Origin of the sequence: Rhizobium sp. 25PS6 (genome assembly GCF_032464655.1) — a bacterium.
GTDB classification, from domain to species: Bacteria; Pseudomonadota; Alphaproteobacteria; order Rhizobiales; family Rhizobiaceae; genus Rhizobium; species Rhizobium laguerreae.
The window spans coordinates 150,593-172,399 of the sequence record NZ_JAWDIV010000014.1; the positions used below are offsets into that span (position 1 = coordinate 150,593).

Annotated in this window: 22 protein-coding genes and 3 pseudogenes; 14 read left to right on the forward strand and 11 right to left on the reverse strand. The window is 61.8% G+C overall.

Annotation, left to right across the window (positions count from 1 at the left end):
• Window positions 1–114: 114 nt before the first annotated feature.
• Window positions 115–1,959, forward strand: coding sequence for a DUF882 domain-containing protein (locus RWK44_RS20975; RefSeq protein ID WP_316029338.1), 1,845 nt, complete (start codon window positions 115–117; stop codon window positions 1,957–1,959).
• Window positions 1,960–2,258: 299 nt separating this feature from the next.
• Here RWK44_RS20975 and RWK44_RS20980 read toward each other — a convergent pair whose 3' ends face one another.
• A complete protein-coding gene (locus RWK44_RS20980) occupies window positions 2,259–2,687 on the reverse strand; it encodes a threonine transporter RhtB (protein WP_168283124.1) in 429 nt (142 codons plus the stop codon).
• 248 nt (window positions 2,688–2,935) lie between these two features.
• Between RWK44_RS20980 and RWK44_RS20985 the strand changes: the two genes are divergently transcribed.
• Window positions 2,936–3,151 (forward strand): hypothetical protein, encoded by a 216-nt coding sequence (locus RWK44_RS20985; protein ID WP_131664388.1) that lies wholly within the window; start codon window positions 2,936–2,938, stop codon window positions 3,149–3,151.
• A gap of 1,082 nt (window positions 3,152–4,233) precedes the next feature.
• Here RWK44_RS20985 and RWK44_RS20990 read toward each other — a convergent pair.
• On the reverse strand, window positions 4,234–4,587 hold the full coding sequence (locus tag RWK44_RS20990; RefSeq protein WP_316029353.1) for a YbaN family protein: 354 nt from the start codon (window positions 4,585–4,587) through the stop codon (window positions 4,234–4,236).
• A 125-nt stretch (window positions 4,588–4,712) separates the two neighbouring features.
• On the opposite strand from RWK44_RS20990, the gene RWK44_RS20995 reads away from it, so the two are divergent.
• Together RWK44_RS20995 and RWK44_RS21000 are read left to right on the forward strand one after the other, a co-directional pair.
• On the forward strand, window positions 4,713–5,000 hold the full coding sequence (locus RWK44_RS20995; RefSeq protein ID WP_131664386.1) for a hypothetical protein: 288 nt from the start codon (window positions 4,713–4,715) through the stop codon (window positions 4,998–5,000).
• Between the two features lie 138 nt (window positions 5,001–5,138).
• A complete protein-coding gene (locus RWK44_RS21000; protein ID WP_131664385.1) occupies window positions 5,139–5,348 on the forward strand; it encodes a hypothetical protein in 210 nt (69 codons plus the stop codon).
• 189 nt (window positions 5,349–5,537) lie between these two features.
• On the opposite strand, the gene RWK44_RS21005 is transcribed toward RWK44_RS21000, so the two are convergent.
• Both RWK44_RS21005 and RWK44_RS21010 read right to left on the reverse strand, forming a co-directional pair.
• Complete coding sequence (locus tag RWK44_RS21005; protein ID WP_131664384.1) at window positions 5,538–6,371, reverse strand: universal stress protein; 834 nt, start codon at window positions 6,369–6,371, stop codon at window positions 5,538–5,540.
• Between the two features lie 66 nt (window positions 6,372–6,437).
• Window positions 6,438–9,119 (reverse strand): cation-translocating P-type ATPase, encoded by a 2,682-nt coding sequence (locus tag RWK44_RS21010; RefSeq protein WP_316029354.1) that lies wholly within the window; start codon window positions 9,117–9,119, stop codon window positions 6,438–6,440.
• A 238-nt stretch (window positions 9,120–9,357) separates the two neighbouring features.
• Between RWK44_RS21010 and RWK44_RS21015 the strand changes: the two genes are divergently transcribed.
• Together RWK44_RS21015 and RWK44_RS21020 are read left to right on the forward strand one after the other, a co-directional pair.
• Window positions 9,358–9,681 (forward strand): TraR/DksA family transcriptional regulator, encoded by a 324-nt coding sequence (locus RWK44_RS21015; protein ID WP_113546138.1) that lies wholly within the window; start codon window positions 9,358–9,360, stop codon window positions 9,679–9,681.
• Window positions 9,682–9,709: 28 nt separating this feature from the next.
• Window positions 9,710–11,572: a heavy metal translocating P-type ATPase gene (locus tag RWK44_RS21020; protein ID WP_316029339.1), complete on the forward strand. Its 1,863-nt coding sequence runs from the start codon at window positions 9,710–9,712 to the stop codon at window positions 11,570–11,572.
• Here the strand turns inward: RWK44_RS21020 and RWK44_RS21025 are convergent.
• Window positions 11,569–12,390 carry a universal stress protein gene (locus RWK44_RS21025; RefSeq protein WP_221999733.1) on the reverse strand — a complete coding sequence of 274 codons (822 nt, stop codon included), beginning with the start codon at window positions 12,388–12,390 and terminating at the stop codon, window positions 11,569–11,571. The genes RWK44_RS21020 and RWK44_RS21025 overlap by 4 nt on opposite strands.
• A gap of 128 nt (window positions 12,391–12,518) precedes the next feature.
• On the opposite strand from RWK44_RS21025, the pseudogene RWK44_RS21030 reads away from it, so the two are divergent.
• A pseudogene (locus RWK44_RS21030) lies at window positions 12,519–12,976 on the forward strand (pyridoxamine 5'-phosphate oxidase family protein).
• Window positions 12,977–13,022: 46 nt separating this feature from the next.
• Window positions 13,023–13,394, forward strand: coding sequence for a hypothetical protein (locus RWK44_RS21035; protein ID WP_131664380.1), 372 nt, complete (start codon window positions 13,023–13,025; stop codon window positions 13,392–13,394).
• Between the two features lie 10 nt (window positions 13,395–13,404).
• Here RWK44_RS21035 and RWK44_RS21040 read toward each other — a convergent pair whose 3' ends face one another.
• Both RWK44_RS21040 and RWK44_RS21045 read right to left on the reverse strand, forming a co-directional pair.
• On the reverse strand, window positions 13,405–13,548 hold the full coding sequence (locus RWK44_RS21040; protein WP_245503881.1) for a hypothetical protein: 144 nt from the start codon (window positions 13,546–13,548) through the stop codon (window positions 13,405–13,407).
• A 75-nt stretch (window positions 13,549–13,623) separates the two neighbouring features.
• Window positions 13,624–13,917 (reverse strand): hypothetical protein, encoded by a 294-nt coding sequence (locus RWK44_RS21045; protein WP_131664379.1) that lies wholly within the window; start codon window positions 13,915–13,917, stop codon window positions 13,624–13,626.
• 124 nt (window positions 13,918–14,041) lie between these two features.
• On the opposite strand from RWK44_RS21045, the pseudogene RWK44_RS21050 reads away from it, so the two are divergent.
• Window positions 14,042–14,407, forward strand: a pseudogene (locus RWK44_RS21050) (alcohol dehydrogenase); the annotation flags it as partial.
• 217 nt (window positions 14,408–14,624) lie between these two features.
• Here RWK44_RS21050 and RWK44_RS21055 read toward each other — a convergent pair.
• The 3 genes and pseudogenes from RWK44_RS21055 to RWK44_RS21065 form a co-directional block, all read right to left on the reverse strand.
• Complete coding sequence (locus RWK44_RS21055; RefSeq protein ID WP_316029340.1) at window positions 14,625–15,620, reverse strand: HupE/UreJ family protein; 996 nt, start codon at window positions 15,618–15,620, stop codon at window positions 14,625–14,627.
• The gene (locus RWK44_RS21060) at window positions 15,617–16,546 is read right to left on the reverse strand and encodes a peptidylprolyl isomerase (RefSeq protein WP_316029341.1); all 930 of its coding nucleotides are present in this window, start codon (window positions 16,544–16,546) and stop codon (window positions 15,617–15,619) included. The genes RWK44_RS21055 and RWK44_RS21060 overlap by 4 nt, the downstream gene beginning before the upstream one ends.
• Window positions 16,543–16,998 (reverse strand): annotated as a pseudogene (locus RWK44_RS21065) (DUF3604 domain-containing protein); the annotation flags it as partial. The gene RWK44_RS21060 and the pseudogene RWK44_RS21065, both read right to left, overlap by 4 nt.
• A gap of 16 nt (window positions 16,999–17,014) precedes the next feature.
• Here RWK44_RS21065 and RWK44_RS21070 point away from each other — a divergent pair.
• Together RWK44_RS21070 and RWK44_RS21075 are read left to right on the forward strand one after the other, a co-directional pair.
• Window positions 17,015–17,761, forward strand: coding sequence for a DUF2092 domain-containing protein (locus tag RWK44_RS21070; protein WP_168283131.1), 747 nt, complete (start codon window positions 17,015–17,017; stop codon window positions 17,759–17,761).
• Window positions 17,758–18,024: a hypothetical protein gene (locus RWK44_RS21075; RefSeq protein WP_410056138.1), complete on the forward strand. Its 267-nt coding sequence runs from the start codon at window positions 17,758–17,760 to the stop codon at window positions 18,022–18,024. The genes RWK44_RS21070 and RWK44_RS21075 overlap by 4 nt, the downstream gene beginning before the upstream one ends.
• Window positions 18,025–18,274: 250 nt before the next feature.
• Here RWK44_RS21075 and RWK44_RS21080 read toward each other — a convergent pair whose 3' ends face one another.
• Window positions 18,275–18,523 carry a BON domain-containing protein gene (locus RWK44_RS21080; protein ID WP_312887281.1) on the reverse strand — a complete coding sequence of 83 codons (249 nt, stop codon included), beginning with the start codon at window positions 18,521–18,523 and terminating at the stop codon, window positions 18,275–18,277.
• Window positions 18,524–18,664: 141 nt separating this feature from the next.
• On the opposite strand from RWK44_RS21080, the gene RWK44_RS21085 reads away from it, so the two are divergent.
• The 3 genes from RWK44_RS21085 to RWK44_RS21095 are packed head-to-tail and all read left to right on the forward strand — an operon-like array spanning window position 18,665 to window position 21,798.
• On the forward strand, window positions 18,665–20,299 hold the full coding sequence (locus tag RWK44_RS21085) for an MBL fold metallo-hydrolase (protein WP_168283132.1): 1,635 nt from the start codon (window positions 18,665–18,667) through the stop codon (window positions 20,297–20,299).
• Window positions 20,280–20,633 (forward strand): hypothetical protein, encoded by a 354-nt coding sequence (locus tag RWK44_RS21090; RefSeq protein WP_131664374.1) that lies wholly within the window; start codon window positions 20,280–20,282, stop codon window positions 20,631–20,633. The genes RWK44_RS21085 and RWK44_RS21090 overlap by 20 nt, the downstream gene beginning before the upstream one ends.
• The gene (locus tag RWK44_RS21095) at window positions 20,626–21,798 is read left to right on the forward strand and encodes an acetate/propionate family kinase (RefSeq protein WP_131664373.1); all 1,173 of its coding nucleotides are present in this window, start codon (window positions 20,626–20,628) and stop codon (window positions 21,796–21,798) included. Before RWK44_RS21090 ends, RWK44_RS21095 begins: the two co-directional genes overlap by 8 nt.
• Window positions 21,799–21,807: the final 9 nt, after the last annotated feature.

Here is a 21,807-nt window from a genome sequence, read left to right on the forward strand (position 1 = left end):
GCGTTCACTATGTAAAGAAAAGGTTGATCATGTGTGGCATTTTTGCCATCGTGTGACCGCATTTGACAGTCATCTGAGACAGTACGGGACATTGTCTGTCTGACGGGGATCGAGTTGCCGAATCTGAATGGAAATTCCAAGCCTTCGCGCTTGAGCTGGCGTTCTTTGTGCGCCGACATTTGCGGAAAGGCAATAAGGACGGTAGCGGCCGCCCTTCTTGCGCTCGCGGTTTCCTCACCGGTATTCGTTGGTACGCCTTCGCAGGCAGCGGGCGACACCCGCAGCCTCAAGCTTTATTTCATTCATACCGGCGAAAAAGCCGTCATCACCTACAAGCGGAACGGCAAGTTCGACCCCAAGGGTCTGGAGCAGCTGAACCGCTTCCTGCGCGACTGGCGCAAGAACCAGCCGACGAAGATGGACCCGCGCCTGTTCGACCTGATCTGGGAAGTCTATCGCCAGAGCGGTTCGAGGGATTACATCAACGTCGTCTGCGGTTTCCGTTCGCCGGGGACCAACGAGATGCTGCGTGGCCGCTCGCGCAAATCCGGCGTCGCCGAAAAGAGCCAGCATATGCTCGGCAAGGCGATGGATTTCTTCATTCCCGACGTCAAACTGGCGACGCTGCGCGCCATCGGCATGAAGATGCAGGTCGGCGGCGTCGGCTTCTATCCGAAATCGGGCTCGCCCTTCGTGCATATGGATGTCGGCGGCGTTCGCGCCTGGCCGCGCATGAGCCGCGACGAACTCGTCAGGCTTTTCCCCAACGGCAACACCATCCATATTCCGGCCGATGGCAAGCCATTGCCGGGCTACCAGCAAGCGATGGCCGACTATAAGCGCCGCGGCAGCGGCCCGCAGATCCAGATCGCCAGCGCTTCCGAATCGGCGCCGAAGCACAAGACGCTGTTTGCCGCGCTCTTTGGCGGCGGAGCGGACGAGCAGGAAGACGAGTCGGACGATTCCACGCCTGTCGCCGTCGCCAAGGCGACGCCGCCGAAGGCCGAGCCCGCTCCTGCCGAGCCGCAGCAGACCGAAGTCGCCGATCTGAACGCGCCGGTGCCGCAGGTTCGCCCGGCATTCAGCAACCAGCCGACGGGCAGCGAAGTGGCGAGCGCGCTCGTCGCCCCGCCTTCGGGTAATGCCGCACAACAGGCTCTTGCGGCGGCCCTTCCGGCCGATCAGGCCCAGCCGCAGCAATTCGCCGATCTCAGCGCCTACAGCATTCCGGTTCCCTCGCTTCTCGGCCAGCGCCGCGCGCCTGGCGATGCCGAGGTTGCATTGGCCGATCCCATGCTGACGGGCGCGAATGCGCTGCCGGTTCCGACGCCGATCGAACGCCCCGCGGTTGCCGAGAACCTTCTTGCCGCGGCCGATGCCGATCCGGAAGCAGAGGCCGACGAAGCCGATCAGGACGCGCTGTCTCCTGCCCTTGCCGATGCGCTCGACCAGCAGCGAAACGAAGAGGAAAACCAGGTCGCGTCGAATGCGCCGCCGCAGACGGTCGAGCAGGCGATCAAAGCCGCGATGACGCAAAAGGCGCCTGCCGCAAAGCCGCCGCTCGAACTCGCCGCATTGGCGCCGATGACCAAATCGGCAAGCTTTGGCGACGGCTTCGACGAACCGGCTGTCGAAAGCGCCGTGGCGCAGGGGCTTCCTGCCAAGGGTGGTCGCCCGACGCATAAGGAAGCCGCCGCAGCGGGTGCCAGCCGTACAACGGTGCGCACCGAACCGAAGCTGACGGAAAAGATGATCTCGCAGTGGGCGCTCACCAATGCCCGCCTCGAAATGGCCTCCAAGCAGGTCAAGGCGCCGCGGTTCGTCAGCCAGACGATGCGTGCCCAGCCGATCGCCGTCTATGCCGAGGGCTTCAACGTCAAGACCGCTTCGGTCGACCCGGCCCGCTTCAGCGGCACGGCTGTGAACTTCATGGAAGTGCGCAAGTTCAACACGAACTGAGCCTGCCAATCGAGGAAAAGTCGAAAACCGCCGGAGCGATCCGGCGGTTTTTCTTTTTATTTCGATCCGCCCTGAGATTTAAGGTCACCCAACAATCGGCATCTGGTCGCAGCTGCTGCATAATTGCGCATTTGCGAGTGCGGACAGGTAGTCCGCAAGTCCTCCATCATCTCCGATCATGGTATTCCTTGCGACCGATGACGGCGACATTAGCATGCCTTTAAAAAGCGATCATTGACATAACGCAACTTGCTTCTAGTGAGAGATTGAAACCTGCGGAGCCCGCATCCCGTCGGTCCTCAGGATAGGGCGCTGCTGGCCAACAGGGCGGAGAAGAGCCACAGGATTGCAGAACCGCCTTTGCGAGCAACAGCGGTTCGACGACTGCCAGCGAGGAGAAGGCGACCGGCGAGAAGCCATAGGGAGGACGTCACGGTCACGACGGCGGCAATCGTTGCGATCGCTGCAGAGGGCGACAAGTTCTGGGACGGCTGGATCATCGTCAGGCCAAGAACAACGCCTTTTGGATTAAGCAGCGTGGTAACCAGCAGGCGAACGTTTCCGATCAGAGACTTTTCCGAAGACTGCACGGGGGCCCAAAGGCGGAACCCCAGATAAAGCACCCAGAAAGCGGAGGCCAGCTTGATGATCCGCTCGACCGCCACGTGATCCTGGAGAAGCGGGCCGGCGATATTGGCGACGCCGACGATGGTTGCAAGATATCCCATGACGACCGTTCCGACACGAAGAGGTGCGCGGACCGTGCGCAGCTCAGTGGCTGAGAGAGCGAGCATAGCATTCGTGGGTCCGGGAAGCACGAGCAAGGCGAATGATACGGAAGCGAACGCAAGATGTTCCACGGTTGTCTCCTTCGTGCCGCTACCTCGCACTCTCCTCCGAGCGTGTAATTGATTCAGATCATGTTCGGAACCGCTTGTCTTCGAGCTCGTTTCCCCGGATCGGGATGGAGGTTCGAATGCCGCCGCTGATCTCTTTCATGCTCACTCGTCTCGCCATCGGATTCGCGATAGGCGGCATCGCGGGCGCCATTGTCTGGATCAATGGTCTCTCGGAAATGTTTCCCTCGCCCGTTTCGGAGCGATGGCTGGCGCAGGGCCTGTTCATCTACCTTTTCGCGAGCACGATCGGCGGGGGCTACCTGGCGACGGCTCTTTTCCAGAATGACGATTGAAAGCTTACGCCTGGTTGACCTGCATCAAAGACGTCCATCCGTCGAGGGAGCGATGATCGGCTACCTCGGGCGAGTCCCCCTATGACCATGGCAAGTCCGAGCGCTGGCCCGCCCTGACAGGAGAGGACGGGCCACCCATTTCCACGCAACGACGGCTCACATCGACTAAGGAGCTGTCGTGCATCCACGAGGTTCACACCGGGCTGCAGTTTCACCGATAAATACCGAAAGGACAATTTCAGTGCTCAATCTGGAACCGGATGAAGCTGTTCTAGTTGGCCGAATTCATGAAGAAATCGCGACGGAACCGTGGTTTAAACGAACCGCCGTAACGGAATGGGAGCTGTTGAAGCTCATCCTCGCCAACAGAAGACGTTGCGACGATGGTTCGCTTCGAGGCCTCTGCAAGCAGCAGGCCCGCGGACGCTTTCAATGCAGGTAGCAACAGCCTCTACACCGCTTTGCCTGCGTCCCAAACGAGACGTGGCGAAAAGACTTGTGCTTTCGGCGTCGCCGCTTTGGCTGGGTGTCGGTGCAACATAACCGACTCCGCATGCCGCCAACCCCGGACCCAGTTCATGACATCGTTCGCCGTAACCAGAAAGATGTCCCGGTTGCCGTCGATGATCCTGGAGCGGGCGACTGCGATTTCGCAGAAGATGGCCGCGTATTGAATGAGCCTGGTCTCCGTGGCCCTCGGGGGTGACGCGACTGTCAAAAGCGCTCGCCGTGAGACGATTACCATACCCGCTCGCCCGTCACGACGGAATTCAATTCTTCCCGACCGCTCGCGTTCGTCAAGAGCAGCATGAACGACCACTGGCATCATCTCGTGTCTCCTTACCTTCGACGCGGGTGTCAGCGCTATTTGCCCGCCTGAGGTCACACAGCTCATTGACTTGCGTCAACGTCCGGCGTCACGATCAACAGCTGCACTTGCGGACGGTCGCCAATTGACGCGGTGACGACGGAAGGGTCGAGACGCACTGCAGCCTCCGTCGCCGGGATTTTTTTGATCTCGACGAATGGTCTTGATTTCTTTTGTATTGACACGGTTCTTTGTTGAGGTTCTTCAAGAGAGCTCACGCCGACGGACGGGTGACGATGAATGCGACACAGGCGCTGAGGATCATAGCGACGACTGCGAGTGGCAAGGGGCCGGGATCAAGCCAGACGAGCAGCAGGAAGCTGGCCCCGATGGTCAGCGCCGCCATAGCCTTCGCCCTTGATCTGATTGCCCCGCGCTCGCGCCATGCCCTTACCGAAGCGCCGAGCCATGGATGATCCAGAAGCCAGGACTCGAACCTTGGCGAGATGCGGGCGAATATTCCCGCCGACAGCAGCAGAAATGGCGTCGTCGGAAGCAGAGGCAGGAAAATGCCGACGATTGCAGCGGCGACCGAGGCCCAGGCGATCGTCATCATCAGGGTACGCATCTTCATCTCCAAGATTTTCAACGACTATAGACTTGGAGAGCGTTCGGTTCTTTGACATCCCTCAAAGACGGATTTGCGCAGACGTCTAACATGCTCTCCATCAACTGCACGACATGGAGAGTGCGATGCTGCCGAGGTTCGTTACCGCGTTTCTGAAATCATCCGGCGAGGCGGGCGTCGTGGTGATGGAACATGCAGGCGCCCATCGTGTGATTGTAGTCGATCGCGCCGCGCTCTGCGAGATGGCCAACCCGCCTCGGGCCGACGAGACCCGGCTTCAGCAGAGCCTCGGCGCGATCTGCGAAATAGCGACGTCGAAAATCCTGAGTGGCGAAGGTTCCCCCCACTCTCGGTTAAGCGTCTGTGCCAGCGACGTCACCGCGTGGAAGCTGGAACGGTCGCGCTTGCACTAGGGCTTGATGAAGCGCCGCCTCGCGGCCACGAAAAGCCAAAGAACGATCTGCATCAAAGGACTGCGTTGATGAGATTAGTGATGTTCGGACTGGCTGGCGCGGGCAAGGAAAAACAGGCCGGCTGGATGCCGAGGCGGCTTGCAATACCGCATCTCAACGGACGATCTACAGAGCGCAGCGCCACGAGAGCCCGGCGTCGCCACCACGAAAGCGCAGATACAGAAGGGCGCGCTGACTTCAGATGAAGTCGATCCCGCGCTGCTTGTCGAGCGGCTCGATCAGGAAGTAGTGTCGGCAGTGAAGGCGGCCGTCGACAAGGCTGGTCTGCTCCAAAGAACACGTTTCTGACGCCCGAAGAGGCGGTGCTCGCCAGATTTTTCGAGACTGCGCGTGCGACGGCGGACGCCGCGTGAAAGAGTTGACGTCGCTCCTCTGCGGCGGATACGCCGGCGGTCGCCTATTTCGCTGACCACGCTCGAAAACAGCGTCGCCCTGAGCGGCCCGGCGGGACGCACGTGTGCCGCCGAGTTCATCCCTTCAGTGGGCCATGAATATTGGCATGCTGCTTTGCTCGATCATGTTGCGCGTCACGCCTCCGAAGAGCGTCTGCTGCCAACGAGGGTGATTGTACGCACCCATGACGATCAGATCGGCATTCACGTCCGTCGCATGCTGCCTCAGGATCTCGTCGGCCGTGTTTCCGCCGCTGGCCACGCGATCCACCTGAACCTTGACCCCGTGCCGGGAGAGGAAGCTCGCGATGTCGGCGCCCGGCTCCTCTCCATTCACCCGCTCTCGTGAGACCGGGTCGATCATCGTCACGTAGACGCAGTCGGCCGTCTTCAGCAGGTCGAGGGCCTGCCTTGCGGCACGCGACGCCTCGTCGCTCGAATCCCATGCCAGTACGATCGATTTGGAAGTGGAAGAGAGCGGCCGCCGTCCGCGGTTGATGATGACCGGCGTCGGCGTCTGGAACAGAGCGCCATTCATGACCCGTTTCTGGAGTTCCTCATCCTTGCACGCTTGGCGGCCGACGAGAACGACGTCGGCATAGAGCGCCCGTTCTGCAATGTCCTCCTGCGCAAAAGCATATTCCGTATAGACGTCCTGCACGTCGTAGGACAGGTCGGTGCGCGACAGGTATGCCTTGATCTCTTCGGCTTTTTTGACGAGTTCCTCGATTTCGCGCTGGCGTTCTTCCAGCCAGACGGTCGAGAGGGAGTTGTATTCTCCCATCATTGGCGACGCTCCCATGCAGATCACGACCGCGCTGAGATGTGCTCCTGAGGCTCCGCAAAACTCGGCGGCGGCCTTCAGGTCTTCGTCGAAATATTTGGAACTCAGGATGCTCAATACCGTGCGAATGGGCATTTCGATCACCTCTCTTGTTGAATAGCGTAAGGATATCGACGCCCGTGACGAAGTCTTTGATCTTCATCAAGCAACACGGGGTGAACGACCGCGCCATCGCCGGCAGACGAGCTTGTCGGCTTCGGTCGCGAAAACGAGGGAGCTCGCCACAAGCATGCTGAGGCCCCATTCGAGAGGCGTGATGGGCGAAAGGCCGAGCGTTCTGCTGAGCCACGGCACGTACATCGCCGAGATGTGGATCGTCTGGGCGGCGAGCACGCTAAGGAGTAGGAACCGGTTTCGGAGGATGTCGACGGAGAATATCGATCTTTTCTCGGAGGAGCTTGCCAGCGTCTGGACGTTCTCGAACATCACGAAGATCAGAAGCGTTATGTTGCGGGCTTCGGGAACGCCATACCCGTGCGCGAGCATCCACTGAAAGGCCAGGAAGGCACCCGCGCCGATGACAAGCGTCGATTGAACGACGCGACGGATCATCAGCCGGTCGAGGAGAGGCTCGAGCGGAGAACGTGGCGGCCCCGCCAGCTCGTCTCCTTCCGGCCTTCCCCCTGCAAGGGCGACGTCCTGGATGCCGTTTGTCACGAGATTGAGCCATAAGAGCTGAACAGGGAGGAGCGGCATGGGCAGGCCGAATGGCAGCGCGAGCATGAAGAGCAGGACCTCGGCGGCGCCCGTTGCCACCGACATCAGCACCACCTTGCGGATGTTGCGATAGGCTGCCCGGCCTTCTGCGATCCCCGCGACGATGGATGCAAAGTTGTCGTCCGTGATGACGAGATCGGCGCTTTCCTTCGCCACCTCGGTTCCTCTGAGCCCCATTGCGACCCCGACATGCGCCTTCTTCAACGCCGGACCGTCGTTCACGCCGTCTCCGGTGACGGCGACGATGTGGCCATTGCGGATCAGGGATGCGACGATCGCAGATTTCTGCGCCGGCTGCACGCGAGCGTAGATGCGGGCCTCTCTCGTAATCTCGTCCAGCCGTTGGTCGCCCGCTCGCGCAGCTTCATCAATGTCGTGGCCCGAAACGACCTGGCTGGCAAGAAAACCCAGGCCGGCATCTCTGGCAATCGCGGCAGCAGTCCGCGGGTCGTCCCCGGTCACCATCACGACGTCCACGCCGGCCGCGCGGCAGTCTTTCATAGCCTGCCGCACTTCCGGTCGAACCGGGTCCTGCAGTCCGGCCAGCCCCAGGAACACGAGATCGACAAGGTGACCGTGTCCGAGGCTTCCGTCGAGCGTCGCGCCGACTTCTCCTTCGGCGAACGCGAGCACCCTGAGCCCCCGAGCGGCCATTTCTTCCTTCTGCGCCAAAAGCGAAGCGCGGTCGATCTCGACAGCGCTGCCCGCGACGTCCATCCGATCCGCCATCTCGATGAGCACCTCCGACGCCCCCTTGACGAAGACATGGATCCGATCGCTGCCGTGGTGGAAGGATGCCGCGTATTTGTGCTCGGGCTCGTAGGCGATTCTTGCCGCCAACGGGTATCGGTCGTTCAGCTCTTCCTGTCCCAGCCCCGCCTTTCGCCCTGCTGCAAGAAGTGCCACGTCGACCGTATCGCCGGCAGCGAGCCAGAGATCGTCCCGGCGAACGAGGCTTCCTTCGTTTGCAAGCAGTGCAGCGCGTAGCAGCCTGCGCGCCCTCTCGCGGACCAGGTCGCTGTCCAGGCAGCTCGCCCTGATCTCGCACCTGTCGAGATCGGCATGCACGTCGAGGGCGATGTCCGTGCCGTCCGGCAGGCGAATTTCGGTCACCGTCTGCACGTTGCTGGTCAAGGTACCCGTCTTGTCCGTGGCGATCATCGTGGTCGAACCCAGGGCCTCAACGGCCGGCATGCTTCGGACGATGACGTTGCGGGCGGCCATCCGCCGCATGCTGACGGCAAGCGCGATGGAGATGGCGATCGGAAGCCCTTCAGGAACAGCGCTCACCGCCAGACCTACGGACATCATGACCAGATCGTGCAGAGGGAGGCCTCGCATGAAGCCCGCGACGACCAGCACCAATGCTGCCAATCCTACGAAAAGAGCGAGCGCGTTCGTGAATTTCGCCAGACGGGCGACAAGCGGGGGCTGCGACGAACTAGCTCTTCCCAACTCGGCGGCGATGCCGCCAAGCATGGTCGCGGTACCCGTAGCGGTCACGACGCCTTTGGCTCGGCCGCGCGTCACCAGGGAACCCGCGAGCAGCAGCATGGAACTGCGGGTTTCATCCGACGATCCTTCGACGGTGCGCCCTTTGGCGACAGGCATCGACTCGCCGGTCAGAAGCGACTCGTCGCACCGGAGGTCACTTGCATCGACAAGCGTCAGATCGGCAGGGATTCTGTCGCCGGATTCCAGAAGAACGAGATCGCCGACGACCAGCCTCTTGGCCTCGATCCTGCAAGCCGCGCCGTCCCGGATGACCCTGGTCAACGGCTGCTCAAGCTTGCGAAGGGCGGCTGCCGCTCGATCCGCAGAATACTCCTGGTAGGTGCCGATGGCGGCATTGATCAGAAGCACGACGAAGATGAACAGGGCGTCTTCGATCCTGCCGGTTGCAAACGAGAGCGCTGACGCCAGCAAAAGGATGTAGATGATGGGGTTGCGAAATTGAACGAGGAAGACCTTCAGCGGCGATGGAGGCTGAGGCTCGGGCAGCGTGTTTGGTCCGAGCTCGGCAAGGCGTTCCTCGGCCTCGACGCTCGTCAGTCCGATCACGGCTGGCGTTGTCGGGGCGGGTGTCTGCGCCGTGAGATTCATGATGGGCTCCGGGCTTGTCGCAACGATTTCATTGAAAGCTCGCTCGACAGCCTATGTGCGCCCGCGCAGGCGGCATTGACCGGGATCAAGGAGCTCCGATCGCATTGAGATATGCTGCAGACGATTTGTGGGCAGCGGCATATGCGGCCACTGCGTTTTGATGGCGGTGCGTTTGGATCGGTATTCTGACGGCATCGCGTGTGGACTGAGATTGATCGGGCAAGATTGAAAGGCGACTACAATGAATAAAAGCTCGGTACAGACGGTGTTGCAGACGATGAAGGATGACCTTGTCCGTCGTCTCGAAGCGATCGATGCGGATCTCTGCGTCGCGCTCGAGAAGGACAGCGAGGAGCGCGCGACCCAGGTTGAGAACGACGAAGTTCTTCGCGAGATGCAAGCCGAGGGGCGTGACCAGATCGCGGCCATCGACGCGGCGATCGGCAGGCTGAACGACGGCACATACGGACAATGCGCCAAATGCCACCATCCGATCGGCAAGGAGCGGCTGACTGCGGTTCCCTATACGCCGTTCTGCATCGATTGCGCAAAATCGTTTCGCTGAGGCTTCCGGATTGATGGGAGGGTGAGAGGTGGCTACAGCGGCGGCTTGGTGGGCTGATAGGTGGACGTGGCCTCAGGACGGGGTGTCGCGACTGAGGACGGCGGGCTCCCGGCCGGGCCTTCTGGTGCTATCGTCGCTCCTTGCTCTTTCAGCCGCACTCGCCCTCTATCTCGCGGGTCATGGGCTTGGATATCGTTTAATCCTTGTAGGCTGCACCAGCCTGATTCTGCTGTCTCTTTGCATTGAGATCGCCAAGAAGCTGCGGAAGCAGGAATACGGCCTGGATCTGATCGCGGCCCTGGCCATGGGATCCTCCTTGTGGTTCGGCGAATATCTTGCCGGAGCGATCGTCGGTCTCATGTATTCCGGCGGTCAGTTTCTGGAGGCATACGCACATCGTCGCGCCGACGAGGGGATGTCGGCTTTGCTGGCGCAAGTTCCGCGGACGGCCCTGCGGCTTGCCGGAGCCGGTTTCGAAGAAATTCCGATCGAGAAGGTCGCAGTCGGCGACGTGCTCCTGATACGCAAGGGCGACGTCGTACCGGCCGACGGGGCGCTCGTCGGCGAAGCCGCGACGATCGACCAGGCGGTGCTGACCGGAGAGCCTTTCCCAGTGCGCATCGCCAGGGGTGGCAAGATTTCGAGCGGCGCTACGAACGAGGGCGATGCGATCGAGATCCGCGTTTTAAGCCGCGCCGAGGACAGCACCTATGCCGGTATAGTCAGGCTCGTGGAAGCATCGAGGCGCTCCAAGGCGAAGCTGATGCGCCTGGCCGACCGGTTCTCGGTGTGGTTCCTGTTCGCGACGGTAGCGATCGCAGGAGTCTCGGCATTCATGTCCGGAGACCTGTCAAGGATCGTAGCCGTGCTGGTTGTCGCCACGCCCTGTCCGTTGATATTGGCCGTACCCGTCGCACTTGCGGCCGGCACTTCAAAGGCCGCCAAGGAGGGCGTTCTGGTGAAGGGCGCGGGGCCCCTCGAGGCACTCGCCCAGGCCACCGTAGCGGTGTTCGACAAGACGGGGACGCTCACCGCGGGGCAGCCGGAAGTCGGTCACATCGAGGGCCCGGAGCATCCCGACAGGATCCTGCGGCTGGCCGCCTCGCTGGACCAGGCGTCGGGCCATGTGGTCGGACGCGCGCTGGTGGACGAGGCGCATAGACGTGGGTTGGTACTGAGCCGTCCATCGCAGGTGACCGAGACCGCGGGATCCGGAATCTCCGGAATAGTCGATGGCGTGCGTGTCGGCGTCGGAGGAGACTCCTATTTCGGAGAGGCGCTGCGCTCGGGATCGAACGGTTCAAGCAGCGCGATGCGCGTGAAGGTACTGTTTGACGGCACGCCGGCTGGCACGATCACGCTCGAAGACCGGCTTCGCAAAGACGCTGTCCAACTCGTCACCCAGCTCAGAGCAGTAGGGATCACTCGAATAGTCCTGGCTTCCGGCGACGAGCTGCCGATCGCGACAGCCCTAGCTCGCTCGCTGGGCTTGGACGACGTCTCGGCGAGGCTCGCTCCCGCAGACAAAGTCGCAGTCATCGAAAAGGAACGCGTCCACGGAAGGGTGCTGATGGTCGGCGACGGCGTGAACGACGCGCCAGCGCTGGCGGCAGCCGACGTCGGAGTCGCGGTCGGCGTCGAGAACCTTGCCGCGGCCGCGGAGGCTGCGGATATCGTGCTCGTCCGGGACGACCTCACCAGGATAACAACGGCGATCGGCATCGCGCGTCGTTCACGCAAGATCGCGCTTCAGAGCATCTATGCCGGCATAGGTCTCTCGCTCCTCGCGATGGGGTTCGCGGGAGCGGGCTACCTTCCGCCAGTCGGCGGCGCATTGCTTCAGGAGGCCATCGACGTGGCGGTCATTCTCAACGCCCTTCGCGCCCTCTAATGGGCAAGAAGCACCGGCAGCTCGGCTTTGACGAGCAGTTCCCGAGTGACGCCGCCGAGGATGAATTCACGAAGCCGCGAATGGCCAAATCCGCCCGCAATCAGGAGGTCCGCCTTTCGTTCCAGCGCGGCCGATTGGATGGCGGCGGTCGCGGTCTCGCCGCCTGCCTGGATCGATACGTCTTCCACTTCCAATCCCGCGTGTTTCAGACAAGAGATCAGCAGCGCGCGGTTCGCCTCGTCGATTTCCTTGTCGTCGGTGATCGAGATGACCTGCACCTTGGTCGCACGCTCGATAAAGATGCGGGCGCAGGAAAGGGCACGTGCCGCGGTGGCGCTGCCGTCCCAGGCAACGGCGATCGTGTTCACATGAGAGCAGACGCTGGTGGCAGGAAATAGGACGAGTGGACGGCCGCTCCCGAACAGCAGCGTCCCGGAAAGCTGGCGGGAGAGTTCCGAGGCCTCGACAATAGACAGGTCGTGGCACCTGGCAATTTCCGAAAAGCGTTCATAGACGAACGGTTCCGTGACCTCGAATCCGTGGATTCGCACCTCGAAGCCAGTTTCCGAGACAGCGTCGGTGACGTGTTCCCGCAGCGAAGCACCGCTGTCCCGGCTATACCGCTCTGCTTGTCCCCGCCATGTGTCGACATCGATAAATGTGGGGAAGGGCTGATGGATCTGGGGGATCCGGACTTCCGGGATGCTCGCGACGAGATCGGCGTCGTTCTGGCGAGCGAGGTCGATTGCGTTGTCGATTATGGTGAAGGAGCTCGCATCGGGATAGGTCGACAACGGAAGATGGAACTGCGGCTTCATGCTGGCCTCCTGAGGTTAAACAGTGGTCATGATGCATCCTGCGGAGAAGTTTGCATTGCGCTTGATCAAGGCCGGGTACTCAGAAAACTCTTATGATCGTGCCTTCGATACGAGCGGAGTGCGTGACCATGACGATGAAGCTGACGGAACTCACCCCGGCCCAGTGCTACCGCATTCTTGAGAGCGCGCACTTCGGTCATCTCGCCTGCTGCAAGAATGGCCAGCCTTACGTGGCGGCGATCTATTTCGCATTTTCCAGCGGCGTTGCCTATAGCTTCACCATGCCCGGCAAGAAGCTCGACTGGATGCGGGGGAACGACAGGGTCTGCTTTACGTCGAGCAGCGTCCCGCCGTCGGCGGCTGGGCGAGCGTCGTCGTCGAAGGGCGGTTCGAGGAGTTTCCGGACAGCGACGCGCGGCGAAGCGAGAGGTTGCATGCCTGGTCACTTCTTCAAAAGCATCCTGACTGGTGGGAGATCGGCGCCATGACGCTGCAGGAACCCCCGGTGCTCGAAGGCTCTCCGCACGTCTTCTACGGCATTGCCGTCACCGCCGTATCAGGACGGAGCGCCGTCAGGACGGAATGAGAGTCGATGCTCGCCCTGAACCCTTATCCCATAAACGGAGCACCACATGCCATATCTCACCAGCCTCTATCCACGCGCCACTTTCACGTCCAACCTCGCGCTGGTTTTTCGCCCGGGGGCTCTGATTCAAGAGCAGATCTTCGTCGCGTCGGCCACGATCACCACGGATTTGACGGCGTCCGCCGCTCGGCGAGGGCTTCGATGCTTTGAATTTCTGACTCGACTTGCCTGCAGTATCGAAAACGGCGATGCGGTCGAGGTTCTTTCGGACTTCGTCGAAACCGAGCTGGAGGAATATCCTACGGAGGTGTCGAGGCTTTGCGAGACCGGATCACGACTGTTGTCGCACGCCGCCGAACTGTATCGTGACGTCGCCGCCAGTCAGGTCAGGGAGGCTGAGGCGAAGAGGGTCGTGTGAAGCGCGCGGCTTACCGGGTCTCGGCGGCGGCCATCACCTCGACCGCCCAATCGTCCGGCGAGGCCGACGAAGGGAGGCCCTCTACCGCGTGAACGAGGTGGAGGCTTCCGTTGGGCGCGAGCTGCGCGCGGGCCGTTTCGACGAGCTGGAGCATGCGTTGCCGGGATCCTCGGCCGATGGCGCAGACAATTGTGGCGAACATGTCGGTAAAACATGTCAGTAGAACGTGTCAGTATATGTCCTTTCCAGACAGGCTGACGAACTCGGTGGTCAGTCCATCGACATGGGCTTCCTTGAGCAGCCGATCGGCACTCATGATGTCGAGACACATGGTGCCACTGAAGGATTGCCGAAGCGCGCAGCAGAAATGATCTCTCGCCCACGCCTGGCCTCGCGGCGTCGCCGCCGTCACCTCCCAACGATCCTCGTCCCGACGTTCGAGAACCAGGTCGGCGGAGGTTCGCTCGACCGGCGGAACCGATGTGGCTGCGGTCGTTGCTGTCTTACAGGTCTGTTCGCGCATGTCCGTCTCCTTTGGATGAGGTCGTGGCGCTGTGTCCAGGGAGGTTATCGGACCTACGGCATTCCGTCTTTGACGAGCATCAATCCGGATGTTTGACCGGAATCAAGTCGAGCAGGAAGGCGGTGGAGCCGCCTGGGCCGGGTTCTCCGGTGAAAGGCCGCCGGTGCCGCTCGACGCCGCCATCATCTTCGCGCCGGCCGGCGAGCTCGTGCCGATAGCGCTCGACGTGGTGCGGAAGGGCGGAACGGTGGTCTGCGGCGGCATCCACATGTCAGACATCCCGAGCATGCCCTACCGCCTGCTCTGGGGTGAGCGGCGGGTGGTCTCGGTGGCGAACCTGACGTGGAACGACGGGCCGGAATTCTTCTCGATCGCGAAGGCGGTAGGGGTCAGATGCGTCACAAGAGTCTACGCGCTTGAACATGCAAACGAGGCCCTCGGCGACCTGCGCGCAGGCCGCATCAGCGGCGCAGCGATCATCGTGCCATAGCCGCCGTCCTCGTCGACGAGGATCAAAGCGGATCGTTCGGGGCAAAACGGAAGCTTCTCCGTCAAACGTCCGGCGCCTGCTCGCCCAAGCGCCGTTGTCGATGCGTTGAAGCCATCTGACCTGCCTGACGGCACGGCTTGACCAAGGCGCACCTTCTACTTCTAGCTCCGTTTGTCGCGAACAGAGCGAGAAGCAGACCTTCAGTGGATCTTGCCGCTCACGCCGCCAAGCTGGCGATGCGGGGAATGAGCAACAACATCGCGGCCGTGCCGATCATGTAGGCGCCGATCTGGCGCGCCGGCGCGGGTGGCATCGCGATCAGCGCGTTTGCCGCCCTAACCAGAACCAGCGCCATGGCAACCAAGATCAACTGTCCAGCTTCGACACCCAGGTTGAATGTCAGGAGGCTCAGCGGCACATCGGATTGCGGCAAGCCGATTTCCTTCAGGGCGCCGGCGAACCCGAAGCCGTGCAGCAGCCCGAACGCGAAGGCCACGACCCAGGGATAGCTCTCGGAGAGCCGCCTTTCGCCCGGCTTCGTCTTGATCAGTTCGTTTGCGACAAATGCGATGCTGAGGGCGATCGTCGCTTCCACCGGTTTCTGCGGCAGGCTGAAATATCCGAGCGACGCTCCAGCCAGCGTGATGCTGTGGGCGATCGTAAAGGCAGTGATCGTCTTGACCAGCATCCAGCGGCCTCGAATTAGTAGCATGAGCGCAAGCACGACGAGCAGGTGATCGAGGCCCGAGAGTATGTGGTCGACGCCCAGCAGAAAATAGGTCTGAGCGACCTCGAGGCTGGTCTGTGCGCCTGCTGCGGTGAAAGAGGGCGCGTCCGGCATGAGGCGCACAACCTCCGTATCGCCGTTCGTGTATTCAATGCGGACGAGCGCTTCGGTCATGGTCGACTTGAGGCCGTTGATGCCGATCTCGCCGCCCCTCAATCCCCCTGCACAGGCGACGGTCCTTCGCTCCAGATAAGCTCCGTTCACGATCAACCTCACCGGTTCGGCTTTCTCGATGCACGGCTTCGGCAGACTTGCATAGAGGCCGAGACGCATGTCGCCCTGCGCCGGCACCTTCCAGACGACGGCGAACTCGTGCGGCGCGGTTTCGCGCATGTCGAGATAGGCCGGCCTGATCTCATGGGCCATGCCGGACGTGGCCAGGAACACCGGGATGAGCACTGCCAGCAGGGCGCCAAGCCGCGTCATGGGCCGGTTTCCGCACCAGCCGGGCTTTCGATGCTCACCACATAGCGCTTGAGCAGTTCGGCGAATCGCTGGTCTTCAAGTTCCTTGCGCTTGGCGTTCGTCCACTCTCGCGCAACGACGTCGCGCACCACGTCGAGCGCCGGCACTCGGCCGGGCAGGCGCTCAGACACCCGGATCAGATGCAACCCGTAACCGCTGGCGACGGGACCCGTCCACTGGCCCAGCGGGGCCTTGTCGAGTTCTTCCACGAATTCGGCGCCGAAGGTTTGACCGATCGATGTCTTGCTCGAAAGCGGCAGGTCGGGCGGAAGCAGCGTGGGGTCGCCAAAAAGGGCGCGGTCCGTGGCCGGGTTGGTCAGCAGCGCTTCGAGGACGGAAGCCGCGTCCTGTGCGATCGTGTCGCCGCGCCGCTGAGGGTTGAGGAACACCTGCTGGAAGGCCAGCATCGGATCGATCTCGAACGTGGCTGCATTGGCTTTCAGATAGGCATCGAGCTCCGCATCGGTCGCTGTCAGCGTTTCGGCGTCGGCCGCGTTCAGGAATTCCATCTTCTGGCGCAAGCGGCGACGAACGACAGTGTCGTCCCTGTCGAGCCCAAGCTCCAGCGCCTGGCGTACCAGAATTTCTTCCTTCACATGATCGTCGATCAGACCCTTCAATTCCTCGGCTGTCGGCGGGCGCTGCCAGGTCTTTGTGAACACGGTCGCCATCTGCTCGATCTTCGGCGTCGTGACGACGATGGTGTCCGGCTTGTCGTCCGTATCAGGGCCCAAGAGCCCGTAGCCTGCGAAGATCAGCAGCGCCAGAGCCATGAAGTGGACCAGTGGTTCCATCAACACGCGTTTCAACAAGATCGTGCTCACGCGTTCACCGGATGACGGCCCCGACGGTGCAGCGGACGATTCAACCGCCGGCACCGTTATCACGGCGTGTACCAGATCGGCGAGGTATAGGCGCGTTCGCTGACGGTCATCCGCGTACCCTCGAGCGGCTTGTTGCCGAACCGTTTGGCATCATAGGCGGTCCACCGCGGCGTTGGTATCTCGATGACGCATCCGTAGTAAAAGGCCTTCTGCTTCGGATCGAAGCCGGGGTCCTTCCACACGGCGATCAGTTCCGGCGCACCGATCGTGTTGGTCCAGTTCGCGTTCTCGATGTCGACGGTGCTGCCGACCGATGGCACCTTGCCGTCGGCGCCCGGTTTGCGGTCCCCGCCTCAAGCGACGTCGTATATTTGCTCATGCGTCTCGCCTTTGTCGTCGAGCCAGCCCTTGATTATCTGATAGCGGTCGAGATTGGCTCCGATCGGGTCTCGCAGCGCGGCGACGAGGAACGACGGTGCCTTGCCCTCCGGCGCTGCGGTCAGGTCGCCGCCCAATCCGAGGGAGGAAAACATGAAAATTGGACGTCCCTGCGCCGTGGCGATACTCGCCTTGGCAGCCTTTGCGCCGATTGCGCATGCGGAGGATGATGCTCGCGCCATTCTCAAATCCATGTCGGATTACTTGACCAAACAGCAGACCTTCTCCGCAACCTTCAATACAGATATTGAAGTTGTGACACCTGATCTGCAAAAGATTCAGTTCGCGAGCTCAGGTCAGGTTGCCGTCAGTCGCCCGAACAAAGTACATGCAGCCCGCACCGGCGGGTTCGCCGACGTCGAAATGATTTTCGACGGTAAGCAGGTGACCATTCATTCGAAAGACGCCAAATCATTCGCCCAGATCGACGCTCCTGGGACGATCGATGAACTTATTGTAAAGCTTGAATCGGATGGGCACGCGTTGCCTGGTGCTGACCTGCTGTTGTCGAACGTCTACGATGCGCTCAATGCCGGCGTTGTCGATGCCAAGCATATCGGCACAGGCGTGATTGGTGGCGTGGAGTGTGAGCACCTGGCCTTTCGCAACGCGGATACGGACTGGCAGTTGTGGGTGCGCACGGGGGCGGAACCAATTCCCTGCAAATACGTGATCACCTCCAAGGCCGTGGCCGCCGCGCCGCAATATACGCTGATCATCAATTCCTGGAGCGGAGAGGTGAAGGATGATTTCTCATTCGCGCCGCCGAGCGACAGCAAGCGGGTGGATGCGAAGGCGATGCCCCACATCGATGACATTCCAGAAGGAGCCAGCGAATGACCAGCCGCAAAAAACTTATCGCTTGGGCAGGTATCACCACAATGCTCCTGGTGGGCGACGGTCTTACCGGCGGCGTTGGTTCATTTATTTCTGAAGCCCAGGCTCGCGTCGGCCGCCCGTTAACGCCAGTGAGCTACGCCGGAGTGGCGCGGCGGACGACGCGCCGGGCCGTTGCTGTGGGAGCTACAGCCGGCGCGGTCTATGCTCCGGGCTGCGTTCAGGTCGTCGATGCCTACCGGCGGGTCTATTATAGATGTCCGTGAAGGCCTGTGACGCTGATAGAACAGGAACTGCTCGCGCGCGAAGAGGCCATCAACCTTCATGCGGCTTGTCGCAACTTCCACGACAAGCTGAGCGGCCGGAAGCCGTCCGCAAGCTGCCGAAGACGCCCGAGCGGCCGAAGAACGACAAGAAGATCACGGTCAAGGCAGCCTGACGGTCAACCCTCCGCTACGCCGAGGGGGTGGCGTGCGGTGGGCGCGGAGAGAGGGAGGGGCGACCGCTCCCTCTTTTTCAGTTGATGCGGATGTGGTTCTCGACGGCGGTCACGCCTGGAACAGACCAGGCCGTCCGTTCGGCGACGCCGCGCTCGTGCCAGGCGCACACGCCGCCTTCGAGAACGACCTTGTCGTCCTGAACCTTCACCGAGATGCCGCCGGCGTCGACTTCGGCGCTCCGTTTCAGCGCTTCTTCAATCCGACGGCGGACGTCCGGCACCGTCGGGCACGGCCGTATCGTCAGCAGATTGAGGATGCCGACCACGCCACCGAGCTTCCTGACGGCATGCTCGGCGGCAGCTTTCTGGAACTGAACGTCAGGCGAGCGCCGAACATGTCTTTGACCTTCGTCAACGTGCGGTCGTCCGGGGTGCCTTAAAGTCCCTGACAACAGATAGGAGTTGTCATGGCCAATCCGATCCTTCACTTCTACGGTGCCGCGGGCTCGGTCACCGGATCATGTTTCCTTTTAGAGGCCGGTGGCACACGCATTTTGATCGACTGCGGAATATTTCAGGGATCGAAGTCAGAGAAGGAGCTCAACTACAAGCCCTTTCCGTTCGAGCCAGCGCGGATCGACGCGGTGCTGCTCACACACGCGCACATCGACCACTCCGGCCTGCTTCCGAAGCTCGCGAAGGCGGGATATGGCGGGCCAATCTTTGCAACAGCAGCAACGATCGACCTATGCACGATCATGCTGCAGGATTCGGGTCACATCCAGGAGTCGGAGGTCCGACAGCTCAATCGAAGGAATCGCAGACGGGCGCGAGAGACGGTGGAGCCCATCTATACTGCCGACGACGCCCGCAGCATGCTGCCGCAGTTCATTGCTGTCGAGTACGGCGAGTGGCGGGAGACTGTTGGCGGCGTAAGGTTCCGTTACTGGAATGCTGGACACCTGATGGGTTCCGCATCGATCGAAGTCGAGGTGCCCGGCGCGGACGGGGCGACAAGAATTTTGTTCTCCGGCGACGTCGGCGCGAGCAACAAATTGTTCGAAAATCTCCCTCGGGCGCCTTCCGGGATCGATTACCTCATCTGCGAAAGCACATACGGAGACCGAGAACGGGAAGAGTACGCACTGAACGATCGACGGGACCGGCTGCGCGAAGTGGTGGCGAGCTCGAGCAGCACCGGCGGAGTTCTTCTCATTCCCTCCTTCGCCGTAGAGAGGACGCAGGAGGTGCTGACCGATCTCGTCGCCCTCATGGACGAAGGAGAGGTGCCGCGGTGCCCCATCATGATAGACTCGCCGCTCGCGTCGCGAGCGACCGAGGCATTCAAGAAGCATGTGGCCGACCTCAGTCACGGCAAGGCGTTCCTTCGCGCGCTCAACGCGCCGAACGTCCGTTTCACCGAGACCGCCGAGCAGTCGAAGGCGCTCGATCTCGTCCGGGGCTTTCACATTGTCATCGCGGCAAGCGGAATGTGCGAGGCGGGGCGGATCCGCCACCGCCTGAAGAACTGGCTCTGGCGGCGGGAGTGCACCGTGTTGTTCGTCGGCTTCCAGGCGGCGGGGACGCTCGGCCGCATCCTGCAGGAGGGCGCGACCGACGTCCGCATCCAGGGCGAGGAGATTCACGTCGGTGCCAGGATGGCCACGCTCGACGCCTATAGCGGACATGCGGATGCAAGCGAACTGGATGCGTGGATTGCCGAGCGGGAACCGATCCGCAAGGCAATCTTCCTCGTCCATGGAGAGGAGAGCGCTCGTGAAGCGATGTCCGCTCGGCTCCCGAAGCCGGTTTCCGCAAAGGTCGTCTGCTCGTCGCTGGACGAAGCCTACGAGCTTTCACCGGCGGGTGCACGCCTCATCGAAGACAGGACGCACGCACGTCTCAAGTCGGTCGTGCCCGGCAGGCCTGATTGGAACAACGACTATCAGCGGTTCGTTCTGGACCTGTCCGATCGTCTGAAATCCGTCGCCGACGAGAAGGGCCGAGCGGTCGTGCTACGCAGGCTGCGACGCGCACTGGACCCGGACGATGTTCCGGCGGTCGAAGGGAGGAGAGACGCCAATGTTAATCATGGATCGTGACTGCAAGCGCGGCGGAGAACGCTTCGCCATACCGACCCAAGGAGAGGTGCAAGGCAAGCTTATCGTCCTGGAAGTGGTCGCTATAACCTGCCTGCGGGAGGTTCTCGCTTCCAAGAATGCCTTTGCGGTCGCCGCATTAAAGAAGAAGGTCCTGCGGGCCATGAAGGAGCAGTGCGCGCCGTTCGGTCTGTCGTCGGAAGACGAGACGTCCGTCCTCGAGTACGCATGCGAGTTCTTCGAAGAGGCAAGCAAGGAGGCAGCCAGGCAGGCTGCAACGAAGGTGGCTGCGAAGCCTGCTGGGACTGCACGCTCCAGAGTTTCGGGCCATGGATAGGGTTGCCGTCACTTTCAACGCCGGGTCCTCCAGTCTCAAGGTCGGCGTCTTCAGGCTGAAGGACGGTCGGGCGCTCCGGCTGGGTGGCGGCATTGCCACGCTCGGGGAGCAGCCGAGGTTCACCTTCCGATTTTCTGGCGGTGACGAGGCTGTCGAGCTTCCGTCCAGCAGAGCGATCGACGCGCGGCTGGTTTCGCAGGTCGTCGATTGCATCGTCCGCAGAGGGTTCGACCCCGTGGTGGCCGGCCATCGCATCGTCCACGGCGGACGGGTCTTCGATGGCCCCGTTCTGCTGGAGCCCGAGGTCGTCCTCAGAATGGAGGATCTGACGCATCTCGCGCCGGTGCACCTCCCTCCGGCGCTTGCGATCGTCCGCGCAGTGCGGAGCGCATATCCGGACATACCGCAGACGGCGTCCTTCGATACCGCGTTCCATTCGTCGCAGAGTAGTCTTGCCGCACGGCTCGCCATTCCAAGAGAGCTGCACGATGCCGGGATTCGCAGATACGGCTTCCACGGACTTTCCTATAAGTACGTCGCCGGCGAGCTTAGGAAACACGATCCAGACCTGGCCGCCGGCCGTATCATCTGTGCGCATCTTGGAAGCGGCGCGAGCCTTTGCGGAATGGTCGACGGCGTGAGCATAGACGCCAGCATGGGCTTCTCGCCGCTGGACGGAGTTCCGATGTCGACCCGGCCGGGCTCGCTCGATCCGGGCGCCGTCGTCCACCTTCTGCGCAATAATTTCCACGACGCGGATCGTCTCGAGGATTTCCTCTATCACCGTTGCGGGCTGTTCGGCGTCTCCGGGAAAAGCGGCGACGTCCGCGTCCTGCTGGAGGACTTTCATCCGGCATCCAGGGAAGCCCTCGACCTCTTCTGCTTCAGGATCGCCGGCGAGATCGGAAGGCTTGCCGTCTCTCTTGGCGGGGTCGACGCCATCGTCTTTACTGCCGGCATAGGCGAGCATCAGCCGGAGATACGGGGTGGCGTCGCCCACCATCTGGGTTGGCTGGGTCTCTCGTTGAGCGAGCCTGCTAACAAGATGAACGCGACCGTGATCAGCGCGAGGGAAAGCGAAATCGTCGCCCTCGTCATTCCGACCGACGAGGAACAGGTGATCGCCGACGAAGCGATCGAAGTTATCAGCCGCCACAAGCTTTGAGGATACAAC

Excerpts from the sequence above, each read along its gene's own strand:
- RWK44_RS20980 (WP_168283124.1), bottom strand. The coding sequence starts at position 2,687 with ATGGGATATCTTGCAACCATCGTCGGCGTCGCCAATATCGCCGGCCCG.
- RWK44_RS20985 (WP_131664388.1), top strand. The coding sequence starts at position 2,936 with ATGCCGCCGCTGATCTCTTTCATGCTCACTCGTCTCGCCATCGGATTC.
- RWK44_RS21085 (WP_168283132.1), top strand. The coding sequence starts at position 18,665 with ATGGCCAATCCGATCCTTCACTTCTACGGTGCCGCGGGCTCGGTCACC.
- RWK44_RS21045 (WP_131664379.1), bottom strand. The coding sequence starts at position 13,917 with ATGCGCGAACAGACCTGTAAGACAGCAACGACCGCAGCCACATCGGTT.
- RWK44_RS21075 (WP_410056138.1), top strand. The coding sequence starts at position 17,758 with ATGACCAGCCGCAAAAAACTTATCGCTTGGGCAGGTATCACCACAATG.
- RWK44_RS21035 (WP_131664380.1), top strand. The coding sequence starts at position 13,023 with ATGCCATATCTCACCAGCCTCTATCCACGCGCCACTTTCACGTCCAAC.
- RWK44_RS21095 (WP_131664373.1), top strand. The coding sequence starts at position 20,626 with ATGGATAGGGTTGCCGTCACTTTCAACGCCGGGTCCTCCAGTCTCAAG.
- RWK44_RS21070 (WP_168283131.1), top strand. The coding sequence starts at position 17,015 with ATGAAAATTGGACGTCCCTGCGCCGTGGCGATACTCGCCTTGGCAGCC.
- RWK44_RS21005 (WP_131664384.1), bottom strand. The coding sequence starts at position 6,371 with ATGCCCATTCGCACGGTATTGAGCATCCTGAGTTCCAAATATTTCGAC.
- RWK44_RS20995 (WP_131664386.1), top strand. The coding sequence starts at position 4,713 with ATGCTGCCGAGGTTCGTTACCGCGTTTCTGAAATCATCCGGCGAGGCG.
- RWK44_RS21015 (WP_113546138.1), top strand. The coding sequence starts at position 9,358 with ATGAATAAAAGCTCGGTACAGACGGTGTTGCAGACGATGAAGGATGAC.
- RWK44_RS20990 (WP_316029353.1), bottom strand. The coding sequence starts at position 4,587 with ATGCGTACCCTGATGATGACGATCGCCTGGGCCTCGGTCGCCGCTGCA.
- RWK44_RS21090 (WP_131664374.1), top strand. The coding sequence starts at position 20,280 with ATGTTAATCATGGATCGTGACTGCAAGCGCGGCGGAGAACGCTTCGCC.
- RWK44_RS21055 (WP_316029340.1), bottom strand. The coding sequence starts at position 15,620 with ATGACGCGGCTTGGCGCCCTGCTGGCAGTGCTCATCCCGGTGTTCCTG.
- RWK44_RS21040 (WP_245503881.1), bottom strand. The coding sequence starts at position 13,548 with ATGCTCCAGCTCGTCGAAACGGCCCGCGCGCAGCTCGCGCCCAACGGA.
- RWK44_RS21025 (WP_221999733.1), bottom strand. The coding sequence starts at position 12,390 with ATGAAGCCGCAGTTCCATCTTCCGTTGTCGACCTATCCCGATGCGAGC.